At 64.7% G+C, this 23125-nt stretch carries 18 protein-coding genes and 1 pseudogene; 5 read left to right on the top strand and 14 right to left on the bottom strand.

Going from position 1 to position 23125, the window contains the following annotated elements:
* Nucleotides 1-56: 56 nt before the first annotated feature.
* Nucleotides 57-1478, bottom strand: coding sequence for an amidase (locus T331_RS0115400; RefSeq protein ID WP_026440671.1), 1422 nt, complete (start codon nt 1476-1478; stop codon nt 57-59).
* 204 nt (nt 1479-1682) lie between these two features.
* On the opposite strand from T331_RS0115400, the gene T331_RS0115395 reads away from it, so the two are divergent.
* Nucleotides 1683-2606: a 2-hydroxyacid dehydrogenase gene (locus tag T331_RS0115395; RefSeq protein WP_026440670.1), complete on the top strand. Its 924-nt coding sequence runs from the start codon at nt 1683-1685 to the stop codon at nt 2604-2606.
* Nucleotides 2607-2693: 87 nt separating this feature from the next.
* Nucleotides 2694-4316 (top strand): AMP-binding protein, encoded by a 1623-nt coding sequence (locus T331_RS0115390; protein WP_026440669.1) that lies wholly within the window; start codon nt 2694-2696, stop codon nt 4314-4316.
* A 135-nt stretch (nt 4317-4451) separates the two neighbouring features.
* On the opposite strand, the gene T331_RS0115385 is transcribed toward T331_RS0115390, so the two are convergent.
* The 4 genes from T331_RS0115385 to katG form a co-directional block, all read right to left on the bottom strand.
* On the bottom strand, nt 4452-6707 hold the full coding sequence (locus T331_RS0115385) for an NADP-dependent malic enzyme (protein WP_026440668.1): 2256 nt from the start codon (nt 6705-6707) through the stop codon (nt 4452-4454).
* A gap of 92 nt (nt 6708-6799) precedes the next feature.
* A complete protein-coding gene (locus T331_RS18635) occupies nt 6800-7678 on the bottom strand; it encodes a GGDEF domain-containing protein (protein WP_008495356.1) in 879 nt (292 codons plus the stop codon).
* 159 nt (nt 7679-7837) lie between these two features.
* Nucleotides 7838-8290, bottom strand: a complete 453-nt coding sequence (locus T331_RS18630; RefSeq protein ID WP_008495355.1) for a hypothetical protein — start codon at nt 8288-8290, stop codon at nt 7838-7840.
* Nucleotides 8291-8653: 363 nt separating this feature from the next.
* Complete coding sequence (gene katG, locus T331_RS0115370; RefSeq protein WP_026440667.1) at nt 8654-10831, bottom strand: catalase/peroxidase HPI; 2178 nt, start codon at nt 10829-10831, stop codon at nt 8654-8656.
* Nucleotides 10832-11012: 181 nt separating this feature from the next.
* Between katG and T331_RS0115365 the strand changes: the two genes are divergently transcribed.
* Nucleotides 11013-11993 (top strand): hydrogen peroxide-inducible genes activator, encoded by a 981-nt coding sequence (locus tag T331_RS0115365; RefSeq protein ID WP_026440666.1) that lies wholly within the window; start codon nt 11013-11015, stop codon nt 11991-11993.
* On the opposite strand, the gene T331_RS0115360 is transcribed toward T331_RS0115365, so the two are convergent.
* From T331_RS0115360 to T331_RS0115340, 5 genes are read right to left on the bottom strand one after another with little or no spacing between them, the layout of a single operon-like run.
* Nucleotides 11978-12709, bottom strand: a complete 732-nt coding sequence (locus T331_RS0115360) for a TSUP family transporter (RefSeq protein ID WP_008495352.1) — start codon at nt 12707-12709, stop codon at nt 11978-11980. The genes T331_RS0115365 and T331_RS0115360 overlap by 16 nt on opposite strands.
* Nucleotides 12706-13590, bottom strand: a complete 885-nt coding sequence (locus tag T331_RS0115355; RefSeq protein WP_035180411.1) for a CobW family GTP-binding protein — start codon at nt 13588-13590, stop codon at nt 12706-12708. Before T331_RS0115355 ends, T331_RS0115360 begins: the two co-directional genes overlap by 4 nt.
* A complete protein-coding gene (locus T331_RS0115350) occupies nt 13587-15215 on the bottom strand; it encodes an amidohydrolase (protein ID WP_026440663.1) in 1629 nt (542 codons plus the stop codon). Before T331_RS0115350 ends, T331_RS0115355 begins: the two co-directional genes overlap by 4 nt.
* Before the next feature lie 17 nt (nt 15216-15232).
* Nucleotides 15233-16627 carry an NAD(P)/FAD-dependent oxidoreductase gene (locus tag T331_RS0115345; RefSeq protein WP_026440662.1) on the bottom strand — a complete coding sequence of 465 codons (1395 nt, stop codon included), beginning with the start codon at nt 16625-16627 and terminating at the stop codon, nt 15233-15235.
* A gap of 8 nt (nt 16628-16635) precedes the next feature.
* Complete coding sequence (locus T331_RS0115340) at nt 16636-17019, bottom strand: nuclear transport factor 2 family protein (RefSeq protein WP_026440661.1); 384 nt, start codon at nt 17017-17019, stop codon at nt 16636-16638.
* Between the two features lie 185 nt (nt 17020-17204).
* Between T331_RS0115340 and pdxR the strand changes: the two genes are divergently transcribed.
* Nucleotides 17205-18725, top strand: coding sequence for a MocR-like pyridoxine biosynthesis transcription factor PdxR (pdxR, locus tag T331_RS0115335; protein ID WP_026440660.1), 1521 nt, complete (start codon nt 17205-17207; stop codon nt 18723-18725).
* A 36-nt stretch (nt 18726-18761) separates the two neighbouring features.
* Here the strand turns inward: pdxR and T331_RS0115330 are convergent, their stop codons facing one another.
* The 3 genes from T331_RS0115330 to T331_RS0115320 form a co-directional block, all read right to left on the bottom strand.
* Nucleotides 18762-20183 (bottom strand): sodium:solute symporter family protein, encoded by a 1422-nt coding sequence (locus T331_RS0115330; RefSeq protein WP_026440659.1) that lies wholly within the window; start codon nt 20181-20183, stop codon nt 18762-18764.
* Nucleotides 20184-20194: 11 nt separating this feature from the next.
* On the bottom strand, nt 20195-20392 hold the full coding sequence (locus T331_RS0115325; protein WP_008495344.1) for a DUF3311 domain-containing protein: 198 nt from the start codon (nt 20390-20392) through the stop codon (nt 20195-20197).
* Nucleotides 20393-20585: 193 nt separating this feature from the next.
* Nucleotides 20586-21926 (bottom strand): MFS transporter, encoded by a 1341-nt coding sequence (locus tag T331_RS0115320; protein WP_026440658.1) that lies wholly within the window; start codon nt 21924-21926, stop codon nt 20586-20588.
* A gap of 225 nt (nt 21927-22151) precedes the next feature.
* Between T331_RS0115320 and T331_RS0115315 the strand changes: the two genes are divergently transcribed.
* Complete coding sequence (locus T331_RS0115315) at nt 22152-22844, top strand: GntR family transcriptional regulator (RefSeq protein WP_051622423.1); 693 nt, start codon at nt 22152-22154, stop codon at nt 22842-22844.
* 149 nt (nt 22845-22993) lie between these two features.
* On the opposite strand, the pseudogene T331_RS19610 reads toward T331_RS0115315, so the two are convergent.
* Nucleotides 22994-23125, bottom strand: a pseudogene (locus tag T331_RS19610) (IS5-like element IS711 family transposase); the annotation flags it as partial.

Raw genomic sequence — 23125 nt, 5'->3', positions numbered from 1 at the left:
GCGAGACTAACCCAACAAGGCGCGGCTCAAAAGCCACGCTTCAGCGACATCACGGCTCAGCCGGGGGCGTGCGCGCTCCAGCCGGTGGCTTCGTCATAGGCCTGGCCGAGCCGCAGCACACCCAGCTCATCGCGCGGGCGGCCGATCAGCTGCATGCCCATCGGCAGGCCCTGCGCGTTGAAGCCGACGGGCACGTTCAGCGCCGGCAGGCCGGCCAATGTTACGGGTGTCACCACCTGCATCCAGCGATGATAGCTGTCCATCGCCACGCCATTGATGGCGCGCGGCCAATGGGTTTCCACCGGGAAGGGGAAAAGCTGCGCGCTCGGCAGCGCCAGATAGTCATAGCGCGCGAAAAGGTGCAGCGCCTGCTGCATCCAGAGTGTGCGCGTCTCGATATGCCGCGCCACATCCAACCCGGAGAGGCGCAAGCCCTGCTCGACCTCCCATTGCGCTTCGGATTTCAACAGATCGCGCCGGTAAGGATCGCGGATCACATCGTTGAAGCGATGCGCGATGCTCCAGGCCCGCAACCCCGCCCAGCTCTCCCATATGCGCTCCGCATCGAAGCCAAGGGACGCCGCTTCCACCACCAGCCCGCGCGGCTGCAACGCCTGCAAGCCGGCCTCGCACAGCGCCAGAATGCCGGGCTCCATCGGCAGCGCGCCGCCGAGATCACCAAGCCAGCCGATGCGCGCGCCGGTCAGGTCGGCTTGCAAAAGCTCATGATACGCACATGGCTTTTCCGGCCAGGTCACCGGGATTGCGGGGTCTGCCCCGGCCTGTACGGAGAGCAGCAGAGCCAGATCCGGCACATTGCGCGCCATCGGCCCCAATGTCGCCAGAGACAGGCTGAAGGCATCCGGGCTGGGATCGGGGATCAGCCCCGGGCTGGGGCGCAGGCCAAACACATTGTTGAAGGCGGCCGGGTTGCGCAGTGAGCCGCCATGGTCGCTGCCATCGGCCAGGGCCAGCATCCGTGCCGCCAGCGCCACCGCCGCCCCGCCGCTGGAGCCGCCGGCCGTCATCTCGGGCTTGTAGGCATTGCGGGTGGCGCCGAATAAAGGGTTGTAGGTTTGCGAGCCGAAGCCGAATTCCGGCACGTTGGTCTTGCCGATAATCAAAGCCCCGGCCTGGCGCAGCCTTGCCACCATCGGGCTGTCAGCTTCGGGAATATTTTCCGCATAGAGCGGCGAGCCGTAGGTGGTGCGAATGCCGGCAGTCTCTTCCAGATCCTTCACCGCGAAAGGCAGGCCGTGCAGCGCGCCCGGCTTTTCGCCCGCGGCCAGTTTTTCATCCGCCGCGCGTGCCAGCGCCAGCGCCTCCGCTTCCGGCAACAGGCTGACAACAGCGTTGAGGCGGGGATTGACCAGCGCCAGGCGCTGGTAGGTGGCCTTCATCACCTCAACGGCGGATACCCGTTTTTCAGCGATGGCGGCAAGCAATTCACGGGCGGTCAGGCCCAATAGATCCGGCATGGTCGGCGCAAACCTCGTTCAAAGCTCGACAATGCTAGGCTAGGTCTTCGCATTTAATCAACCCGCCGAGCGACCGCTGAAAGGATCCACAGAAAAATGAAAGATCACGCCGTTTCTGACCAAATTTCGACGAGGCGCCACCTGATGTACAGTCGCTGCGCCGGCGCCTAGATTCCTGTACCTCTGAATTTTGGCGGCGGATCGATGAGTTTTCTATTCAAGCACGAGAGCGAACAGCGCGCGATCTGGGAAGCGGCCTTCGCCGCAGCGCTGCCGGCGCTCGAATTTCGCGCCTGGCCGGAATCCGGCGCGCCGGAAGAGATCCGCTATCTGCTCTTCTACAAGCCGATCGAAAATCTTCAGCAATTCCCTAATCTCGAGCTGGTCTTCACCACCAGCGCCGGCGCCGATCAGGCGCTCAAGCTGGACCTGCCCGCGCATGTGAAGCTGGTGCGAATGATCGAACCGGCGCTGACCGGCGGCATGGTCGAGTATGTCGTCGGCTCAGTGCTGATGCAGCACAGACAGATGCCGGCCTATCTCAACGCGCAGGCGCAGCGGCGCTGGTCGCCGTTGGATGTGCCCCTGCCCGGTGCCCGGCGCGTCGGCATCATGGGGGCGGGTGTGCTCGGTCAGGCCTGCCTGGAGGCGCTGCGCCCGTTCGGTTTTCCGCTCTCCGTCTGGAGCCGTACGACGAAACACCTGGCTGGCGTGACATCCCACACCGGCCCGGATGAGCTGCCTGCCTTCCTGTCGCAGACGGATATCTTGATCTGCCTGCTGCCGCTCACCCCGGCCACCACCGGTATCCTCAACCAGTCCCTGTTCGCGTCCCTGCCACGCGGCGCCAGCCTGATCCATGTCGGGCGTGGCGGGCATCTGGTGGAGGCCGATCTGCTGGCGGCGCTGGAGGCCGGGCAGCTCAGCCACGCCATTCTGGACGTGCTGCCGCAGGAGCCCCTGCCGCACAGCTCCCCGCTCTGGGCGCATCCGCAGATCTGGATCACCCCGCATATCGCCAGCGACACCCAGGCGCAAAGCGGCGCTGTGGCGGTGATCGAGAACCTCAAGCGCCACTTTGCCGGGCAGGCGATGATCGGCGAGGTGGACCGCCAGACCGGCTATTGAGCTGCGCGCCCGCTCAGCGCATGCTTCATTCCGGGACCGGCGATAAGCCGGCCCGCAAACATGCACCAAGACCAGGGAGGTGCCGGCATGAGCCGCATTTTTGAAACCGACCTCGACCGCGATCCGGCGAATTTCGTGCCGCTCTCGCCGCTCAGCTTCCTGCGCCGGGCGGTGCGGATTTTCCCGGACAAGATCGCCGTCACCCATCACGACCGCGCCTATAGCTACACCCAGTTCGCCGACCGCGCGCGGCGCTTCGCCAGCGCCATCTTGGCGGCGGGCGTCAAGCCGGGCGAGGCGGTGGCGGTGCTCTCACCGAACGGGCCGGTGGCGCTGGAGGCGCATTATGCCGTGCCGCTGGCGGGCTGCGTGCTCTCGATGATCAACACGCTGCTGGACGCGCCAGCCATCGCCTTCATCCTGGAGCATGCCGAGGCGAAATTGCTGCTGGTGGACCGGGAATGGGCGCCGAAAGCGCAGGCCGCGCTGGCCCTGCTGGCCAACCCGCCGATCCTGGTGGAAATCGCGGACGAAGCCGCCCCGCCCGGCCTCACCCTCGGGGCGCCGGAATATGAGGACTGGATCGCCCCGCATCCCCCGGCCCCCTGGCGTCTGCCAGCGGATGAGTGGGAGGCGATTGCGGTGAATTATACCTCCGGGACCACCGGCAATCCGAAGGGCGTGGTCTATCACCATCGCGGCGCCTATCTGGGGGCGCTCAGCGTCGCCTTCATGGTCAATCTGACGCAGGAGTCCGCCTATCTCTGGACGTTGCCGATGTTCCATTGCTCGGGCTGGACCTACACCTGGGCGGTCACCGCGTTGGGGGGCACGCATGTCTGCCTGCGCAAAATCGATCCAGCGGCGATTTTCGAGAAAATCGAGCGTCATTACGTCACCCATATGTGCGGCGCGCCGATCGTGCTGGGGATGCTGATCAACGCGCCGGAGGGGGTGAAGCGGGTGCTGGCGCGGCAGGTGATCGTCGCCATCGCCGGGGCGGCGCCGCCGAGCGCGATCATCGAAGGCACCGAGCGGCTGGGGTTTTCGGTGCGGCATGTTTACGGGCTGACGGAAGTCTACGGCCCCTCGGCTTTGTGCGAGCCGCAGCCGGACTGGCAGGAACTGGACCTTACCGCCCGCGCCCGGCTCACCGCCCGCCAGGGCGTGCCCGGCATCACCCAGGAGGATTTGAGCGTGCTGGACCCGCAAGGCGCCACGGTGCCGGCGGATGGAAGAACCATCGGCGAGCTGGCCTTCAAGGGCAATGTGGTGATGAAGGGCTATCTGAAAAACCCGAAGGCCACGCGCGAGGCGTTCCGCAATGGCTGGTTCCTCACCGGAGATCTCGGCGTGCTGCATCCTGATGGCTATGTCGAGATCAAGGACCGCGCCAAGGACATCATCATTTCCGGTGGCGAGAATATTTCCTCGCTGGAGGTGGAGGAGGTGCTGTATCGCCATCCGGCGGTGCGCGAGGCGGCGGTGGTGGCGGTGCCGGACGAAAAATGGGGCGAGGTGCCGCTGGCGGTGATCGCGCTGAAGGAGGGGGCGCAGGTGAACGAGGCGGAGCTGACTTCATTCTGCCGCGCGCATCTGGCGGGGTTCAAAATCCCGAAACTTTATCGCTTCGATGAATTGCCGAAAACCTCAACCGGCAAAATCCAGAAACACATCTTGCGCGCGAAAGCGCTAACGCCCCCGGCCTGAAGTCGCAAAAGTTTTTGGGGGTGTGGGGGCTTTTTTCAAAAAGCCCCCACAAACGCCTGGGGCGGTGACACCTGCATTGCCACCGCCCCGACGTTTTTGCCGCTTTTTTGTAAAAAAGCGGCACCAAAAAACTTTTTACCCCGTAATCCCCGCGGCCGCGAGCACGGCCAGCGTCATCAGCTCGCTGGCATTCGCACTCATCGAGGCAATCTGCACCGGCTGCTCCATATTGATCAGCAACGGCCCGATGATCCGCTCCCCACCCAGCTCGCGCAGCAGCTTGGCCGAGATATTCGCCGATTGCAGCCCCGGCATCACCAGCACATTGGCCGGGCCGGAGAGGCGGCTGAACGGGTATTTCTTCATCGCGGCCGCGTTCAACGCCACTTCCGGCGTCATCTCGCCCTCATATTCGAACGCCACCTGGCGCTGATCCAGCTCCAGCACCGCCTCGCGGATATGCTCGATCCATTTGCCCTGCGGATTGCCGAAATTCGAGTAGGACATGAAGGCCACGCGCGGCTCATGCCCCATGCGGCGCGCCACCTCGGCGGTCTGGGTGGCAATGTCGGCCAGCTGGCTCGCCGTCGGGCGCTCATTCACCGTGGTGTCGGCCAGGAACACCGTATGGTTGCGCCCCACCATCAGATGGATGCCGAACGGCGTATGGCCGGGCTTCGGGCCGATCACCTTCATCACATCGATCATCGACTGGCGGAAGGGCCGCGTCAGGCCGGTCACCATCATATCCGCCTCGCCCAGCGCCACCAAAAGTGCGCCAAAAATATTGCGATCACGGTTCACCAGCCGCTCCACGTCGCGGCGCAGGAAGCCCTTGCGCTGCAGCTTGGCGTAGAGATGGTCCACCATCTGCGGCACCAGCTTGGAGTGGCGGCTATTATGCAGCTCGAAACTATCCGGATCGGCAACGCCGAGCTGGCTCAGCATCTCGCGCGTCTCATCCACCCCCACCAGCACCGGGGTGCCATAACCGCCCTCCTTGAAGGCGATGGCGGCGCGCAGCACCACATCCTCTTCCGCCTCGGCGAAGACCACGCGCTTGGGCTTGGCCCGCGCCTTCTCATAGGCCGAGGCCAGCACCGCATCGGTCGGGTTGAGCCGGGCGCGCAGGCTTTCGCGATAGGCCTGCATGTCGGTGATCGGCTTGCGGGCGACACCGCTATCCATCGCCGCCTGCGCCACGGCGGGCGGCAAGGTCTCGATCAGACGCGGGTCGAAGGGGGTGGGGATGATGTAGTCCGGGCCGAAATGATGCGTGACGCCATAAGCGGCGGCGACATCCTCATGCACCTGCTGACGGGCCAGATCCGCCAGAGCGCGGGCGGCGGCCATCTTCATCTCCTCATTGATCGTGGTCGCCCGCACATCCAGCGCGCCACGGAAGATGAAGGGGAAGCCCAGCACGTTATTCACCTGGTTGGCATAATCCGAGCGGCCGGTGGCGATGATCGCATCCGGGGCGGCTTCCAGCGCATCCTCCGGGGTGATCTCCGGGTCCGGGTTGGCCATGGCGAAGATGATCGGCTGCTTCGCCATCTTCTTCACCATCTCCTTGGTCAGCGCGCCGGCGACGGAGAGGCCGTAAAACACGTCCGCCCCTTCGATCGCCTCGGCCAAAGTGCGTGCATCCGTCTCCGCCGCATGGGCGGATTTCCACTGATTCATCCCCTCGGTACGGCCTTTATAGATGACGCCCTTGGAATCGCAGAGAATGACATTATTCGGCTTCACCCCCAGCGCCTTCGCCAGCTCGGTGCAGGAAATCGAAGCGGCCCCCGCGCCGTTCACGACGATCTTGATGTCCTTGATGTCGCGCCCGGTCAGGTGGCAGGCATTGATCAGCCCGGCGGCGGAGATGATCGCGGTGCCGTGCTGGTCGTCATGAAACACCGGGATGTTCATCTTCTCGCGCAGAGTCTGCTCGATGACGAAGCATTCCGGCGCCTTGATATCTTCCAGATTGATGCCGCCGAAGCTCGGCTCCATCAGCGCCACGGCGTCGATGATCCGGTCCACATCCTCGGTGGCGAGCTCCAGATCGATCGAATCGATATCGGCGAAGCGCTTGAACAGCACCGCCTTGCCTTCCATCACCGGCTTGGAGGCGAGCGCGCCGAGATTGCCGAGGCCGAGAATGGCGGTGCCGTTGGAGATCACCGCGACCAGATTGCCCTTGGCGGTGTAGTCATAGGCCTTGTCGGGCTCGGCGGCGATGGCCTTCACCGGCACGGCCACACCCGGCGAATAGGCCAGCGCCAGGTCGCGCTGGGTCGCCATCGGCTTGGAGGCGATGATCTCGATCTTGCCGGGGCGGCCGATCTCGTGGAAATCCAGGGCTTCGCGCTCGGAAATATGCGGCCGGTTTGCCATGTCAGGCTCTCCTCTTATCGTTGGGGGCGGTGGCCCGGTCGAGTTTGATACCGGGGGCTCGCATCCGGCGCAACTGCGCCGCCGCCCGGCGCTCAGCGACGTCGCGCCTTGGCCTGGTAGAGGGCGGTATCGGCGGGCGCCAAAGCGGCATCGCAGCTGCGCGCCCCGGGGTCGATTCCGGCGATGCCGATGCTCACCTGATAGGGCAGCACGATCTGCGCCAGGCTGGCAGGGCTGGTGCTCACCGCTTGCTTCAGCCGCGCCGCCAGCATCACCGCCGCGGGCTCGTCCATCTCAGGCAGCAACACCGCGAATTCATCGCCGCCGAGGCGGCCGATGACATCGTCGGCACGCAGGTTCTTGCGCAACAGATCGGCGAAATGCCGGATCACCGCATCCCCTGCGGCATGGCCGGCGCTGTCATTGATCGCCTTGAAGCGGTCGATATCGATCATCATCACACTGGCCTGCGCCAGCCGGCCCTGGCGCAGCTCGGCCAGCAGGGCGCTCATGCGGCTGCGGAAATGCCGGCGGTTGGGCAACTGGGTCAGATCATCCAGATCCGCCAGCACTTGCAGCTCCATCTCCACCTGCTTGCGGGCGGTGATGTCCGTCGTGGTGCCCACCATGCGCAGGGCGCGCCCGGCCGCGTCCCGGCTGATCACCCGGCCCCGGCTCAGCACCCATTTGAAGCTGCCATCCTTGCAGCGCAGCCGATGCTCGACCTCATAGAAAGCGGTGCGCGCCTCGAAATGCGCCTGCATCGTCGCCTGGACATAGGCCAGATCCTCAGGATGCACCCGCAAATAGGCGGTTTCGATCTGGTTGCTCAGTTCCCCGGGCGTATAGCCGAGGATGGCGTGCCAGCTGGCGGAGTACCAGATGTCACCGGTGACGATATTACGGTCCCACACACCGGTGCCGCTGCCCTCAATGGCGATTTCCCAGACATCCGGCGAGGGCGGCGTCATTGCCTGTCGATCACCTTCGCCCTCGGGCAAAGGCTGTGCGTCTGGGGTCTTGAACGCATGCGACAAGGCCGGCTCCTGCTCCTACTCACCCTTCACGCCCACCAGCTGCCACCGACGGTCCTGGCGCAGCGCGAGAATTGGAGCCTAGCGCATTGGTTTTCAATCAGGAAGCGTGGAAATGCCGGCAGGGAGCGGCAAGCCGTCATTGGCCTCGGCATGGATGCGGATGGTCACGTCCACCGCCGCGCCATGGGTGGTCAGCAGATCCTGCAGCAGCGTCAACAGCGTCTCCCGCGAAACATGCAGGTCAACGATCTGACGGGGTGTGCATTCATAGATCAGATGCGAATGCGGGTGGGGGATCGTATCATATACCGGCTCCGTCGCCGCGCAGGGCACGCGGCCGATCAGTCTATGGCGGGCGAGACGCTGCAGATGGTGTTCCAGCTCCCGCTTCGGTGTGGCATCGCCCTCGCGCGCCAACGTGGCGGCGGTGATATGCGTCTCCTCCCTATTGCGCAGCGTCATCAAAAGCCGCGTCAGCGTGTCATCATCTGGCAAGCGGGCGCGACGCAGGGCGGCGCGGCAGTCGGATTTTGTCGTGGTTTTCATGCAAGGCCCCTTCGCAGACTCAGCGCCGGCCTCCAGCGCGCCTTGAACGGTCGATCATGCCCGGCAACATGCCGGCCCAGACCCGACGTGAAGAAGGGCGACATGGGCCTGCAACAACGCGCGCGCGTTGACACAAGCCCATGAAGCCGCTCACCGACTAGAGCGTGTTCAGGCTGACCGTAAACGGTCAGCGCGCTCTAGCTCTGTGTTTTGGCGAGAAACTTTATAACCCTGACCGAGTCCAGTCAGGGTCATGTTGCTCTAGAACATCAAGCTTTTAGCTTGATGTTCTAGATTTTGTTTTAGCGAGCAATTTCATGTGTTTATCTTGACGCTACCGCGCCAACCTAAACACATATTGCTCTAGGCGACGTCGAAGCGGTCGGCGTTCATCACCTTGGTCCAGGCGGCGGCGAAGTCGCGCACGAAGGCTTCGGCGTTGTCGTCCTGGGCGTAGAGCTCGGCATAAGCGCGCAGGATGGCGTTGGAGCCGAAGACCAGATCAACCCGGGTGGCGGTGAACTTCACCGCGTTGCTGACGCGGTCACGCAGCTCGTAAACCCCGGCCCCGGCGGGGACCCAGATATTGCCCATGTCGGTCAGGTTGACGAAGAAGTCGGTCGTCAACGCGCCTTCGCGGGCGGTGAACACGCCATGCTTGGCGCTGCCATGATTGGCGCCGATGACGCGCAGGCCGCCCAGCAAGGTGGTCATCTCCGGCGCGGTCAGGTTCATCAGCTGAGCGCGGTCGAGCAGCAGCTCTTCCGGCTTGGCCGCATAGTCGCGCTTCAGCCAGTTGCGGAAGCCGTCATGCACCGGCTCCAGCGGCGCGAAGCTGTCGGCATCGGTCTGCGCCTCGGTGGCATCGCCGCGGCCCGGGGTGAAGGGCAGTTCGATGGCAACGCCGGCCGCCTTCGCCGCGCGCTCCACGCCGACATTGCCGGCCAGCACGATGACATCGGCGAGGCTGACATTCGCCGCCTGGGCGATCGGCGCCAGCACGCCCAGCGTCTTGGCCAAGCGGGCCGGTTCATTGCCCTCCCAATCCTTCTGCGGGGCGAGGCGGATGCGCGCCCCGTTGGCGCCGCCGCGCAGATCCGAACCACGGAAAGTGCGGGCACTGTCCCAGGCGACCACCACCAGATCGCTGGTGGACAGGCCGCTGGCCGCGATCGTCGCCTTCAGCCCGGCGACATCGTAATCCTTGCGGCCGGCCGGCACCGGGTCCTGCCAGATCAGCTCCTCGGCCGGCACGTCCGGGCCGAAATAACGGGCCTTCGGTCCCATGTCGCGATGGGTGAGCTTGAACCAGGCGCGGGCGAAAGTGTCCTGGAAATAGGCCGGGTCCTTCATGAACTTTTCGCAGATGCCGCGATAGATCGGGTCCACCTTCATCGCCATGTCGGCGTCGGTCATGATCGGGTTACGGCGGATATTCGGGTCCGAGGCGTCGCGCGGCTTGTTCTCTTCCTTGATGTTCACCGGCTCCCATTGCTGGGCGCCCGCCGGGCTGCGGCGCAGTTCCCATTCATGGCCGAACAGCATCTCGAAATAGCCCATGTCGAACTTCGTCGGGTCGCTGGTCCAGGCGCCCTCGATGCCGCTGCTCATCGCCTGGCTGGCCTTGCCGTGCTGGTCCGGGTTGCTCCAGCCCATGCCCTGAGCGGTGATGTCGGCAGCTTCCGGTACTGGGCCCAGCCGCGCCGCATCGCCATTGCCATGGCATTTGCCGACAGTATGGCCACCGGCGGTCAGCGCCGCCGTTTCCTCGTCATTCATCGCCATGCGCGCGAAGGTCTCGCGAATATGCAAGGCGGTGCGGGCGGGGTCCGGCTGGCCGTTCACACCTTCCGGGTTCACATAGATCAGCCCCATCTGCACCGCGGCCAGCGGGTTTTCCATGGTTTTCGGCGTGCCGACATCGGCATAGCGCGCATCGCTCGGGGCCAGCCATTCGGTCTCCGGGCCCCAGTAAACATCCATCTGCGGATGCCAGATATCCTCGCGGCCGAAAGAGAAGCCGAAGGTCTTCAGCCCCATCGATTCATAAGCGATGGTGCCGGCCAGAATGATCAGATCGGCCCAGGAGACCTTGTTGCCGTATTTCTTCTTCAGCGGCCAAAGCAGCCGGCGCGCCTTGTCGAGGCTGACATTGTCGGGCCAGGAATTCAGCGGCGCGAAGCGCATATTGCCATGCCCGCCACCGCCGCGCCCATCAGCGATGCGGTAGGAGCCGGCGGAATGCCAGGCGAGACGGATCATCAGCCCGCCATAATGGCCCCAATCGGCCGGCCACCAGCTCTGGCTGTCGGTCAGCAGCGCATGCATGTCGCGCTTCAGCGCCTCGACATCGAGCTTTTTCAGCTCTTCGCGGTAATTAAAACCGCGCCCCAGCGGGTCGGTCTTGGTGTCGTGCTGGCTGAGAATGTCCAGATTGAGCGCCCCCGGCCACCAGCCGGTCACGGAATTGGAACTGGTCGCGGTGTTGCCGCCATGCATGACGGGGCACTTGCCCGCCCCTGCCGGTTGATTGCCGTCCATGGGTATCCTCCTATGTCAATCGAATTTGCCCGCTCGCGCGGAAAGCCTCATCAAAACCGCTGGCCAGCTTTGGTTATGCTGGTGGAGCAGCCACATGCACCGTACTTGGCAAGGAAAGTCTTACCAGCCTAAGTCAATCAGATAAACTTTTATTTTCTGATTAAACTGATAAGATAATCTGATGAACAATATCACTCTGCGGCAGATGCGCTATGTCGATGCGCTGGCCCGCCACGGCCATTACCGCCGCGCCGCGGAGGCCTGCGCCATCTCGCAGCCGGCTTTGTCGATGCAGGTGAAGGAGCTGGAGGAGGGGCTGGGCATCGCCTTGTTCGAGCGCGGGCTGCGCCAGCTCCGGCTCACCGCCTATGGCGAGCAATTCGTGCAGCGGGCGCGGGCGATCCTGGAGGCGGTGGATGAGCTGGCGGCCCTGGCCCGCGCCGCCAAGGGCACGTTGCGCGGCACCTTGCGGCTGGGGCTCATCCCCACCCTCGCCCCGTATCTGCTGCCGGCGCTGATCGGCGATCTGCGCCAGAGCCACCCGGAGCTCGACATTCAGCTGCGCGAGACGGTGACCACCAGGATTCTGGAGGAGCTGGAGGCCGGGCGGCTGGATGTCGCCATCGTAGCGCTGCCGGTCTCCGCCCCGGCGCTGGTCGAGCTGCCCTTATTCAGCGAGGATTTCGTGCTGGTCCGCCCTGAAGAGCAGCGTGCGGCGCCGGTGCCGGACCAGGAGGGGCTGGCCAAGATGCGCCTGCTGCTGCTGGAAGAGGGGCATTGCCTGCGCGACCAGGCTCTGGCCTTCTGCACCCGCGCGCCACGGCCCGGCCAGGAGACGCTGGATGGCAGCTCGCTCTCCACGCTGGTGCAGATGGTGGCGGCTGGTCTCGGGGTGACACTGATTCCGGAGATCGCGGTACCGGTGGAAACACGCTCGGCGCCGGTCGCCGTGCAGCATTTCCCCGCCCCGGCGCCGCAGCGGCAGATCGGCATGGTCTGGCGCCGCTCCAACCCGCTCGGCCCCAGCTTCGAGGCAATGGCGCCAACCATCCGCGCCGCCGCCCAGCGCTGCCGCGTCCACGTCCACGCCCAGGATCAAGGCCAGGGCCGAGGTCAGGGCCGAGGTCAGGAGCAGCCTGATCCGGCTCAGCCGGCCATCTGATACACACCCTTGGCCAGGGTCGCGGCGGCACCGGCCAGGGCCAGAAATATCGCCCCCCTGCGCGCCCCGTCCAGCGACACCAGACGCCCCAGCCAATGCCCGCCGGCAAAGCCCAGCGCCAGCGCTGCCACCACCACCAGCCCCACCGCCTGGCCGAGATGCGGCAGCCCCTTGGGCAGGAAGGACGCCAGGTTGAGCACCGCCAGATAAACCTGCATCGAGGCGTAAAAGCTCGCCTGCTCCCAGGAGATATTCATCGCATAGAGCGTGATCGCCGCACCGCCGACGCCGGAGGTGGCGTTCATGAAGCCGCTGATCGCCCCGGCCGCCAGCGCCCCGGTGCGGCCGTGGAACAGCCTCACATGGCGCATCGTCATCACCAGAATCAGCGCCCCCAGCACCAGCGCGCCGCTGATGGTCAGCATCCAGGCGGAGGGGATCAGCCGCCCCAGCGGCGCACCGGCCAGGGCGGCGAGGATGGCGGCGGGCACCAGCAGCGCCAGCCGCCTTGGCTCCGCCCGGCGCCAGGTGACGAGGAACATCCCGAAGGTGAGCAGGAAGGTGAGGATATTCGCCAGCAGCACGCCCTCAAACGGCCCCAGCACCAGCGTCAGCAGCGGCGCTGCCACCATGGCGAAGCCAAGCCCGGTCAGGCGCTGGATGACCGCGCCGGCGAACACCGCCACCCCGATCAGGCCAAGCTGCAGCATTGTCATGGTGCCAGCGCCGCGGTGAAGGCTGCGGTGAGCGCCGCAGCTGCCGGCATCTCCGGCGTGCCCAGCAGCACCAGGGCCGATTCCTCGCCCGCGAAGGCCTCCAGGCTCCAGCGCCGGCCAACCAGCTGCAGCAGCATCACCCGCCCATCGGCCAGACGCAGCAGCCCTTTGCCACGCCAGATGCTGGCCGGCAGCGCCTTGAGGCAGGCGCGCAGCCGCATTTCGTCAAACCGGCCCGGGCTCTGCCAGCTCCAGCTGCTGACGCCATGCTCGGGCGCATCGGCGATCAAGGCGCTGGCGCTTTCCATGCGCGCCGGCACCAGCAGCGCCTGCGGCAACGCACCATGAGCGATCTCCAGAACGCTGACACCAGGGCGGATCGCCTGCAGCGTCGAATGCGCCGACGCCAGGGTTCGCGCATCGGCGAGGTCGCATTTATTCAGCGCCACCAGATCGGCGCGGGCGATCTGCCGGGCCAGCGTGTCGCTGAGCCAGCGATCCTTGTGCTGCGCCGTCACATTCAGCGCATCCGCCAGCACGATCACCGCCTCCAGCAGCGCCTGCCGGTTTAGCTTCACCAGCTGGGCGATGCGCCACGGGTCCGACACGCCGCTCGCCTCGACGACGATGCGCGCCGGCGCCAAAGCCAGAATCTCGGACAAGCTGGCGCTGAAATCCGGGCCGATCGAGCAGCAGACGCAGCCATTGGCCAGCGGCACCAGATTATCCGCCCCTTGCAGCAGCGCCGCATCGATGTTCAGCGCGCCGAAATCATTCACCAGCACGGCAATGCGCTGGGTGGCGTGGCGGAGCATATGGTTGAGGGCGGTAGTCTTCCCCGCCCCCAGAAACCCGCCCAGGATCGTCACCGGGATGCTCATGCCGGGAAGAACACGCCCCCGCGCATCGTGCCCAGCACCTTGGTATCCTTCAGCGCCGCCGGCGGCGCTGCCAGCGGGTCGCTCCCCAGCACCGCGAAATCCGCCAGCTTGCCGACCTCGACGCTGCCGACCAGATGGTCGAGCTTCAGCGTGTAGGCGGCACCGATGGTGATCGCATAGAGCGCCTGCTCGACGCTGATGCGCTCATCCGCCCCCAGTACCCGGCCGGACGAGGTTTCGCGCATCACCGCGCACCAGGCGGTGAAAAGCGGGTCCAGCGGGGTGATCGGCGCGTCGGAATGAATGGCCAGCGGGATGTTGTTGCGCAGCACCGTGCCGCAGGCATCCATGCGTTGCGCCCGCGCCAGCCCCATCGTCTCGGCGATATGCGCCTCGCCCCAGTAATAGATATGGTTGGCGAAGATGTTGCAGCAGAGCCCCAGCCTGGCGATGCGCCGGTACAGCGCCTGGTCCGGCATCTGGCAATGCTGCAGCGTGTGGCGATGGTCCGGCCTTGGATGCGCGATGATGGCGCGCTCCAGCATCTCCACCGTCAGCTCGCTCGCCTCGTCGCCATTGGTGTGCATGTGCAGCAGCGCGCCGGCGCGGTGATAGGCCTCGATGATGCCGCCCAGCTCGCTCGGCGCGATATACCAGAGCCCGTTCGGCGCGCCGTTATGATAGCCCGGCCAGCGCAGCCGCGCGGTGAAGCCCTGGATCGAGCCATCGACATGCAATTTCACCGCGCCGATGAACAGCCGCTCGGTGCTCTGCGCGCGCAGCCGCTCCAGCCGGGCGATGCCCTCTTCGATGCTGTAAAACCGCGCCGCCATCGCCGGGGCGATGCGCAGCGGAAAATCCTCGTCGGCGGTGACAGTCTTGTAAACCTCCAAGGTGTCATCAGCGAGATCGCTGACCAGATCGGTCGCCGTGGTCACCCCCACGCGCCGCGCCAGCTGGCCGAAGCGCTTCAGCCCCGCCACATCCAGCTTGCGCGAAAGGCCGCCGGCGGCGATGCGGTCGCGGATCAGCCCCATCAGCTCGAAGCCGAGCAGCTCGCCGGTCGGCTCACCCGCCGCGTCGCGCACCAGCCCGTCCAGATCCGTCTCGCGATCCACGCCGATGATGCGCAGCGCGACCGAATTGACATTCATGATATGGCCGGAGGCATGGGTGATGATCACCGGCAGCGTCGCGGAGACCTGATCCAGGTCCCCGACATTCATCCGCCGGCCGTCCATGTAGATCGGATCGAACCCCCAGGCGGAGAGGCTTTTCGCCCCCGCCGGCAGCGGATGGGCGCGCAGGGCCGCCACCACCGCCTCGATGGTCTTCAGCCCCGGCGAAATCTCGCCATCCGGGCCGCGCCGGTCGAAATAGCCGACATAGGGGTCGCTCCAGACCGCGCCTTCGAACAGATGGCAATGGCCTTCGACGAACCCCGGCATCAGCACCGCCTCGGCGAAGCGTTCATCGCGGCGGGACTCGCCGAAGCCCTGCATCTCCGCCTCACCGCCGACGGCGAGGATCCTGCCATCCCGCACCGCGACATGGGTGGCGACCGGCTGGCCGGGATTCATGGTGAGAATCCGTCTGGCGCGGAAGATCGTGGTTGGGGCCTGCATCATTCCATCCTCTCTGGTCACGGCGCGTCGGGCTTCTCGTCGCGGCGCTGATACAGCTCATAGAGCATGCGTTGGCCGAGCCGGCGGAAGGGGGCAAACATATGGCCCTTCAGCGCCCCGGTATAGATCGGCAGCGGATGCGCGCGCGGCTTGCCCGCCGCCAGCTCCGCCAGCCGCCAGCCGGCCTGGGCGGAATAGCTGACCCCGTTGCCACCATAGCCGAGCCCGTAGAAAAGCGGCTCGCCCGGATGGGGCTGCACGATGCGCGGCATCATGTCGTGGCTGACATCCACCCAGCCCCACCAGGAATAATCGATCTGGATGCCGGCCAGCGCCGGGAATTTGCGCGCCAGCCCCTCGGTGAGCACCTGCAGATGTTTCGGGTTGGCGGCATCGCGCCCGGTGATGGCGCTGCGGCTGCCGATCTGCAGCCGGTTCTCGGGCAGCAACCGGTAATAATAGCGCAGCACCCTTGTATCTGTAATCACATGGCGGGTGCGAAAGCCGGTGGCCTCGATCTCGTCGGGTGTCAGCGGCCGGGTGACCATCGAGTTGGAGAGGATCGGCATGATCTTGCTGCGCAGGGTCTTGTGCAGACCCTGGCCGGTATAGCCGCCAGTGGCGATGACGACGGCGCGGGCGCGCACCGTGCCGCCGGGCGTGCGCACCCGAAACACGTTGCCCTGACGCTCGATATTCAAAACCGGGCTGGCCGGATGCACCTTCGCCCCGGCGGCGCGGGCGGCGCGCAGATAGCCGAAGGCGAGCTTGGCTGGATTGACCCCGGTGCCCAGCGGCTCATGCAGCGCCCCCACCGCCTCGGCCTCGCGCACCCATTCGGAATCCAGCGTGGCGCGGTCGAGGATTTTGGTCTTGTAGCCGAAGACGCGGTTGCTGAGCTCGCACTCCGCGCGCAGCCGCTCCAGCGTGCGCTGGCGATGCGCGATATAGAGATGCCCGCCGGCTTGCGCGTCGCAATCGATCTCCTGGGTCAGCGCGGTGAAGCGCTCGAAGCCCTCGCGGATTTCCGCATGCAGCTGCAGCGCCGTCTCTTCGCCCCAGCGCGCGATCCACTGGCCGCGCGTCAGCCGGCCGGAGGCATTCTGCCCCTGCCCGCCATTGCGGGTGCTGCAGCCCCAGGCGACGCGGTTGGCTTCCAGCACACTCGCCTTGATGCCGTGCGCGCGGGCCAGAAACAGCGCGCAGGTGAGCCCGGTGAAGCCGGACCCGACGATGACCACATCGGCATCCAGATCCTGGGTGACCGGCCCGTCATCGCCCGGAGGCTCACCGGCGGCGGCCAGCCAGAAGGTCGGCGCGTAGCCGCGGCCAATGCCCGGATGCGCATCGCGCAGCGGGTCGTAGAGCGGATCATAAGCGTTGCGCGCCGGGGTGGAGAGGCTCTCCTGCATGGCGGACCTCAAACGCCCTGAAGCGGACGATCCTTGCGGAAGGCGCTCTTGGAGACAATCAAATCGCCCTCAAACCCGAACAGATCGACCCCTTCCACCTCGATACGCCCGCCGGCCGGCGCGGTGGCGGTGAACAGCCATTCGGTGACGGCGCGGTCGGCGAACACGGCATGGCGGCGCACCTGCCATTGCACATCCGGCATGCTGGTCCAGGTGCCGACGAAGGCGGCGCGCACGGCCTCCAGCCCGGTGATGCGTTTGCCCACCGCCTCCGGCCCGGCCGCCGCATCGAACACGATGCCAGGGGCGAAGCAGGCCATCACCGCCTCGGCATCATGCGCGTTGAACGCCGCGAACAGGGTTTCCAACAAAGCGAGCCGGGTTTTTTCCATGATATCAGATGATCCGTTGTAAAGGAGAAAGACGCCGCAGCGTTGGCACCAGATTACGCCGAGGGCGGCGGCAAGAAAGGTCCAGTTACGGCAAATCATACAGCCAGTTGCATCTTTTCAAGCCGGGCCCGGCACGCCTATGCTAGCCGCTTGTTGGAAAATCATTTGTGCCCAGGGGCGAAATCATGAACCACCCGTTGCAGATGACGCCGCCCGCGCGCAAACAAGCGGCGGAACGCGCATGGAACCAGCTATTCCAGCTGGACCCAGAGGGCGGCATCTCCTTGCAGGTGCAGATCCGCCGCGCCTTCGTCGCCGCGATCCTGGACCAGCGCCTGGCCGCCGGCAGCAAGCTGCCCTCCAGCCGGGTGCTGGCGCAACAGCTAGGCGTGGCGCGCAACACGGTGAATGCCGCCTACCGGCAACTGGCGGATGACGGGCTGATCCTGGCACAGCCGCGCAGCGGCTACCAGGTTGCCACATTGCCGGAAGAGGCGACGCGCAGCAATGCCCCGCTGGCCGCATCAGCCACCGCCAACGGCCCGCATTGGGCAGCGCGCATCGGCTCGCGCTATTCCACCATGCGCAATATCAGCAAGCCGGCGGACTGGCATCGCTACCCCTACCAGTTCATTTATGGCCAGCCGGATCCTGCCCTTTTCCCGATCGCGGAGTGGCGCGCCTGCTCCCGCGCCGCCCTGGCGGTGCTGGCGATCCGCGACTGGGCGGCGGATATGATCGATGGCGACGATGTTGCGCTGATCGAGCAGCTGCAGCGCCGGGTGCTGCCACGGCGCGGGATTTTCGCCTCGGCCGAGCAGATCATGATCACGGTGGGCACCCAGCACGCCTTGTTCATGTTGGCGGAGCTGCTGGCCTCGGCGCATAGCGTGGTGGGGGTGGAGGAGCCGGGCTATCCGGATGCGCGCAACATCTTCGCGCTGCGCGGGGCGGCGCTGCGGCCGCTGCCGGTGCGCGAGGACGGCATCGAGATCGCGGCGTTGCGCGGCTGCGATCTCGCCTATCTGACACCCAGCCATCAATGCCCGAGCTCGACGACGATGAGCCTGGCCGCCCGCCAGGCGGTGCTGGCGCATGCGCAGCGCCACGACCAGCTGATCATCGAGGATGATTATGATTCGGAGATGAGCTTCGCCGAAACCGCGCTGCCGGCGATGAAGAGTTTCGATGCCGAGGGCCGGGTGATCTATCTCGGCAGCCTCTCGAAAACCCTGGCGCCGGGCTTGCGGCTAGGCTTCATGGTGGCGGCCCCTGAGCTGATCGCCGAGGCCCGGGTGCTGCGGCGGCTGATGCTGCGCCACCCGCCGGCGAACAACCAGCGCGCGACGGCCTTGTTCATCTCGCTCGGGCATTATGATTCGCTGCTGGGGCGGGTGAAAAAAAGCCTGGCGGAGCGCGCGAAAATTCTGAATGCCGCGCTGCGCACGCACGCCCCGTCGCTCAGTTTCATCCCATTGCGCGGCGGCTCCTCCGCCTGGGTGCAGGGGCCGGCGGGGATGGATTCCGGCCTGCTGGCAAAACTTGCGGAAAAGCAGGGCATATTGATCGAGCCGGGGGAGCTGTTCTTCCATCAGCCACCCGTCCCTTGCCCTTATTTCCGCCTGGGCTTCGCCTCCACCCCGACAGATAAAATCGCCGAAGGCATTAAACGCCTGGCGCCGCTGGTGAACCAGGCCCGGCTTTGAAGGGGTGGGGGCTTTTCCAAGCCCCCACCCTCAAACTCAGCCTTTCTGCAATGCTCCCGAGAGCCTCGCGTAAATCACCGGCACAGGCGACTCCACCCGGCGGCTGATCAGGCTGCCAACGGCGACGATGACGATATTCACGATCAGGCAGACAAAGCCGATATTCCAGCCGTCCAGGTTCACCTTGCCCACCACCATGGCGATGGCCATGACATCGGCGACGAGAATGCCGGCGATGATCGCATAGGGGTTGATGCGGCGCAGGAACAGGATCGCGATGACGCCCGGGAAGAACTGGGTGATCCCGAAATAGGCGGTGTTCACCAGGGTCAGCATCAAAGACGGCGTGACCAGAGTGAAGAAGATCGACAACGCCAGATAGATGACGATGGCGATCTGCGCCCCGCTGCGCTGCCGGGTCTCGGGCAGATGGCCGAGCAGGTTGCGCGAGATCAGCGGCCCCATCGCCAGGCTGATGCCGGCCAGAACGACGAGGCCGGAGAGTGCCGCCCCCGCCGCCACCATGCCCAGCAGCCAATGTGGCAGCAGCGCCACAGCCGCGGCCATGAAGGCCTGGTTCGGCGAGGCCAGATGCAGATTCTGCCCCAGGCTGAAATAGGCCGCCACCACCAGGAACGGATACATCAGCATGTAAAGCGGCATGAAGATCTGCGCCTTGCGGATGGTCTGCTCGCTGCGCGCGGTAAACAGGTTAGGGATGGCGAAGGGGAAGAGATAGAAGCCCAGCGACTGGAAGAAGATGGTGCTCATCGAGAAGCGCTCTTCCGTCGGGTTCATCTGGCTGTGCACATGCTGGCTGGCGGCCTGAAAAATATGGCTGAGCCCGCCCGCCGAGGCGGCGGCGACACCGGTGGCCACCAGCGCCAGCACCAGCAATATATCCTTGATGATGGAGACCATCGCCGGGGCACGGATGCCGGAGGCGGCGATGTAGGCGAAGGCGAGCACCGCCGCGATCAGCGACAGCGCCAGCGGGTTCAGATTCCAGCCCAGCCCGTGCAGGGCCACGATCAAGCCGGTGAATTGCAGCTGTCCCCACGGGATCATGAAGATGATCGCGGTGATGGTGACGGTCAGCTCCAGGGCGCGGCTGTTGAAATGCCCCTTGAACAGATCCGGCAGGGTGAGCGCGTTATAGAGCTGCCCGGCGCGCCAGATCAGCGGATTGAGGAAATAGCCGAGCGGATAGCCGAGCAGAATATAACCCAGGAACCAGATGCCGTAGGTCGGCCCCTTGGCGTAAATACCGCCGGGAAAGCCGATCATGGTGCCGATGGAGTAGATCTCACCCACCGCCAGGAAGAACAGCAGCGGCCCGCCAAACTGCCGGGAGGCAACCAGATATTCCTTGAGGTCGGAGGTGTTGTGCCCGCGCATGGCCGAGAAGGCCACGACCAGGGAGAACAGAATGATCGCGATGAAAACGAAACTGGCCATGTCTGGTCTCCTTATGCCGCGTCAGCGCGGTGACGGTCGAAACAGAACCAGCAGATCGCCAGACATGCCGAGGTCAGGAAGAACCAGGCGAACACCCAGAGATACAGGAAGGGGATATTCCACAACGTCCAGGTGACGCTGTTGGCAAAGGGCAGCAGCCCGATCACGCCGAAATAGGGCACCACCAGCCCAATGAACACTCTCAACATCAACTATATGCCCCAAAACAAGCAGTTCATGGGCCACGTGACACACGGCGTTATTGGGGGCGGTCGCGCATTGAAAGATGCAAGACCGCCCCGATCGGTTATCCGATGCTGCTTACCCTAACCGAACCGGCGCTGGTCCACCAGCACCAGATCGCAATGGCGATAGGGCCAGTTCCCTGGCCCTCCCCGCGCCTCAGCCCTTGCGGATCTCGAAGCGCTTCAGCGGCCCGGCCAGCACCGCGAAGCAGAGCACCGCGACGAAGGCATGCGCGGCGATGAAGCCCAGCGCACCGTTGAAGGAACCGGTATCCTTGACGATGTAGCCGATGACGATCGGGGTGACGATGCCCGAGGCATTGCCGATCATGTTGAACACGCCGCCGGTAAGGCCGGTGATCTCACGCGGCGCGATATCCGCCATCACCGCCCAGCCCAACGCGCCAACGCCCTTGCCGAAGAAGGCGATGGCCATCACCGCGATCACCACGGCGTTGATGTTGGTGTAGTTCGCCGCCAGGATCGACATTGAGAGCAGCATGCCGCCAATGATCGGGATTTTGCGCGACAGGCTCAGCGACAGCCCCATACGCTGCAGCGCATCCGAGAGCACCCCGCCCAGCACGCCGCCGGCAAAGCCGCAAATGGCCGGAATGGCGGCGACGATGCCGACTTTCAGGATCGACATATGCCGCGCCTGCACCAGATAAACCGGGAACCAGGAAATGAAGAAGTAGGTGAGCGCGTTGATGCAATATTGCGCCACGAACACGCTGACCATCATCCGCGAGGCGAACATCTGCTTCACCGCCTCGGTGCGAAAGCCAGGTGCCAGCGCGGCGCCGGGCTTCACCGTGTCGATCCGCACCAGCCCGCCGCCCTGCTCGATATACTCCAACTCGGCCTTGTTGATGGACGGGTGCGCGTCCGGGTTGTGGATCACCTTCAGCCAGAGCAAGGAGGCGAGGATGCCCGCTCCACCCATCACGAAAAACACTGACTGCCAGTTGATCGTATGGATCAGCCAACCCATCAGCGGCGCGAACATCACCGTGGCGAAATATTGCGCGGAATTGAAGATAGCCGCCGCGGTGCCGCGCTCATTGGCCGGGAACCAGGCGGCGACGATGCGGCTATTGCCAGGAAAACTCGGCGCCTCCGCCAGGCCGACGAGGCAGCGCAGCAGCACCAGCATGATGATGATTTCCGTCGTGCTGCTGAAAATGGTGACGAAGCCCTGCAGCGCCGTCACCACCGACCAGGAGAAGATACTCCAGAAATAGACCCGGCGCGAGCCGAACCGGTCCAGCAGCCAGCCGCCGGGGATCTGCGCCACCACATAGGCCCAGGAGAAGGCGGAGAAGATATAGCCCAGCCCAATGGGATCGATCCCCAGCTGCTTGGACATCGGCGCGCCGACCATCGACATGCTGGCGCGGTCGCCATAATTGATCGCCGTCACCAGGAACAGCATGGCGACGATCCCATATCTCACTTTGCTACGGCGCAGCGCCGCCGTGACCACCGACGAACTCATTGGGCTGGTTTCTCCTTCAATTCTTGGGCGTTCTTGTCATTGGGAGCGGCCAAGCTGGGTCATCTCCAAGGGATTTTTTTGACGTATAAACACTAATATATTAGAACGTCAATGCAGTTCCCACCTGCCGGCCTGATCGACCAACCTCTCCCTGGCAGAGCTATAATAACGATCAAGCTTGCTATATGACTGCGCATATCCGCCCTACCGCCTTACGGGACCGCCATGATGCCGACCGACACCGCCCGCGCCTTCGTCTTCGACCGCACCCGCCAGGCGGCGCCGCAAATCGCCGATTTTCTACGCGAGCAGATCCTCTCGCTGGAAATCGCGCCAGGCACCATCATGTCGCGCGCCGAACTGCAGGTGCAGTTCGGCGTCAGCCAGACGCCGGTGCGCGACGCGTTGCTGAAGCTGGAAGAGGAAGGGCTGGTCACTGTCTATCCGCAATATGCCACACTGGTCTCGAAGGTGAATCTGGCGCAGGCGAAGCAGGCGCATTTCATGCGCCGCGCGCTCGAAGCGGATATCGCCGGGCTGCTCGCCAGCCGCCCGACGCCTGCGATGGTAAATGATCTGCGCAAGGCCAATGCGCGGGTGAAGGTCGAGGCGCAGGCGCAGGACCTCACCGCCTTCCTCGTCGCGGACCGGGATTTTCACCGCCTGCTCTATCTCTATGCCGATATGATGCAGATCTTCGCGGTCATGCGCGCCCATAGCGGCCATCTCGACCGGCTGCGCCGGCTGAACATCAAGAATGTCGGCACCGAGAGGATCATTCGCCAGCATGAGGAAATGATCGACGCGATCGAGGCCGGCAAGCCGGAGGAGGCCAATGCCAAGCTGCGCGAGCATTTGGCGAATACACTCGCGACATTGGAGCAGGTGGCGGCAGATTATCCGGAGTTTGTCGAGTAAGGACAAGGGAACTTTTTGGAAAAAGTTCCCTTAGAGCCTCAAGCTTTTAGCTTGAGGCTCTAAGTTTTGTTTTAACGAGCAATTTCATGTGTTTATCTTGAAGCTGGCGCGTCAACCTAAACACATATTGCTCTAGGTCGTGTCTGCATTCATCGTAGCCAAATCATGGCGCAAGCGAGATGTACGAAGCCCATGAAGGCTTTGATGGTTTTTTCGCATCTGAGGGCGATTCTGCGGAAGCGTTTGAGTTTATTGAAGAAGCACTCGACCTGATGGCGCTC

It is taken from the genome of Acidocella facilis ATCC 35904 (genome assembly GCF_000687875.1).
GTDB lineage: Bacteria > Pseudomonadota > Alphaproteobacteria > Acetobacterales > Acetobacteraceae > Acidocella > Acidocella facilis.
The sequence above is the reverse complement of the archived record's forward strand: the minus strand, read 5'-3'. Positions and strand labels throughout refer to the sequence as shown.

Excerpts from the sequence above, each read along its gene's own strand:
- pdxR (WP_026440660.1), top strand. The coding sequence starts at position 17,205 with ATGAACCACCCGTTGCAGATGACGCCGCCCGCGCGCAAACAAGCGGCG.
- T331_RS18635 (WP_008495356.1), bottom strand. The coding sequence starts at position 7,678 with ATGACGCCGCCCTCGCCGGATGTCTGGGAAATCGCCATTGAGGGCAGC.
- T331_RS0115350 (WP_026440663.1), bottom strand. The coding sequence starts at position 15,215 with ATGCAGGCCCCAACCACGATCTTCCGCGCCAGACGGATTCTCACCATG.
- T331_RS0115345 (WP_026440662.1), bottom strand. The coding sequence starts at position 16,627 with ATGCAGGAGAGCCTCTCCACCCCGGCGCGCAACGCTTATGATCCGCTC.
- T331_RS0115390 (WP_026440669.1), top strand. The coding sequence starts at position 2,694 with ATGAGCCGCATTTTTGAAACCGACCTCGACCGCGATCCGGCGAATTTC.
- T331_RS0115320 (WP_026440658.1), bottom strand. The coding sequence starts at position 21,926 with ATGAGTTCGTCGGTGGTCACGGCGGCGCTGCGCCGTAGCAAAGTGAGA.
- katG (WP_026440667.1), bottom strand. The coding sequence starts at position 10,831 with ATGGACGGCAATCAACCGGCAGGGGCGGGCAAGTGCCCCGTCATGCAT.
- T331_RS0115325 (WP_008495344.1), bottom strand. The coding sequence starts at position 20,392 with ATGTTGAGAGTGTTCATTGGGCTGGTGGTGCCCTATTTCGGCGTGATC.
- T331_RS0115400 (WP_026440671.1), bottom strand. The coding sequence starts at position 1,478 with ATGCCGGATCTATTGGGCCTGACCGCCCGTGAATTGCTTGCCGCCATC.
- T331_RS0115360 (WP_008495352.1), bottom strand. The coding sequence starts at position 12,709 with ATGACAATGCTGCAGCTTGGCCTGATCGGGGTGGCGGTGTTCGCCGGC.
- T331_RS0115315 (WP_051622423.1), top strand. The coding sequence starts at position 22,152 with ATGATGCCGACCGACACCGCCCGCGCCTTCGTCTTCGACCGCACCCGC.
- T331_RS0115355 (WP_035180411.1), bottom strand. The coding sequence starts at position 13,590 with ATGAGCATCCCGGTGACGATCCTGGGCGGGTTTCTGGGGGCGGGGAAG.
- T331_RS0115385 (WP_026440668.1), bottom strand. The coding sequence starts at position 6,707 with ATGGCAAACCGGCCGCATATTTCCGAGCGCGAAGCCCTGGATTTCCAC.
- T331_RS0115365 (WP_026440666.1), top strand. The coding sequence starts at position 11,013 with ATGAACAATATCACTCTGCGGCAGATGCGCTATGTCGATGCGCTGGCC.
- T331_RS18630 (WP_008495355.1), bottom strand. The coding sequence starts at position 8,290 with ATGAAAACCACGACAAAATCCGACTGCCGCGCCGCCCTGCGTCGCGCC.
- T331_RS0115340 (WP_026440661.1), bottom strand. The coding sequence starts at position 17,019 with ATGGAAAAAACCCGGCTCGCTTTGTTGGAAACCCTGTTCGCGGCGTTC.
- T331_RS0115330 (WP_026440659.1), bottom strand. The coding sequence starts at position 20,183 with ATGGCCAGTTTCGTTTTCATCGCGATCATTCTGTTCTCCCTGGTCGTG.
- T331_RS0115395 (WP_026440670.1), top strand. The coding sequence starts at position 1,683 with ATGAGTTTTCTATTCAAGCACGAGAGCGAACAGCGCGCGATCTGGGAA.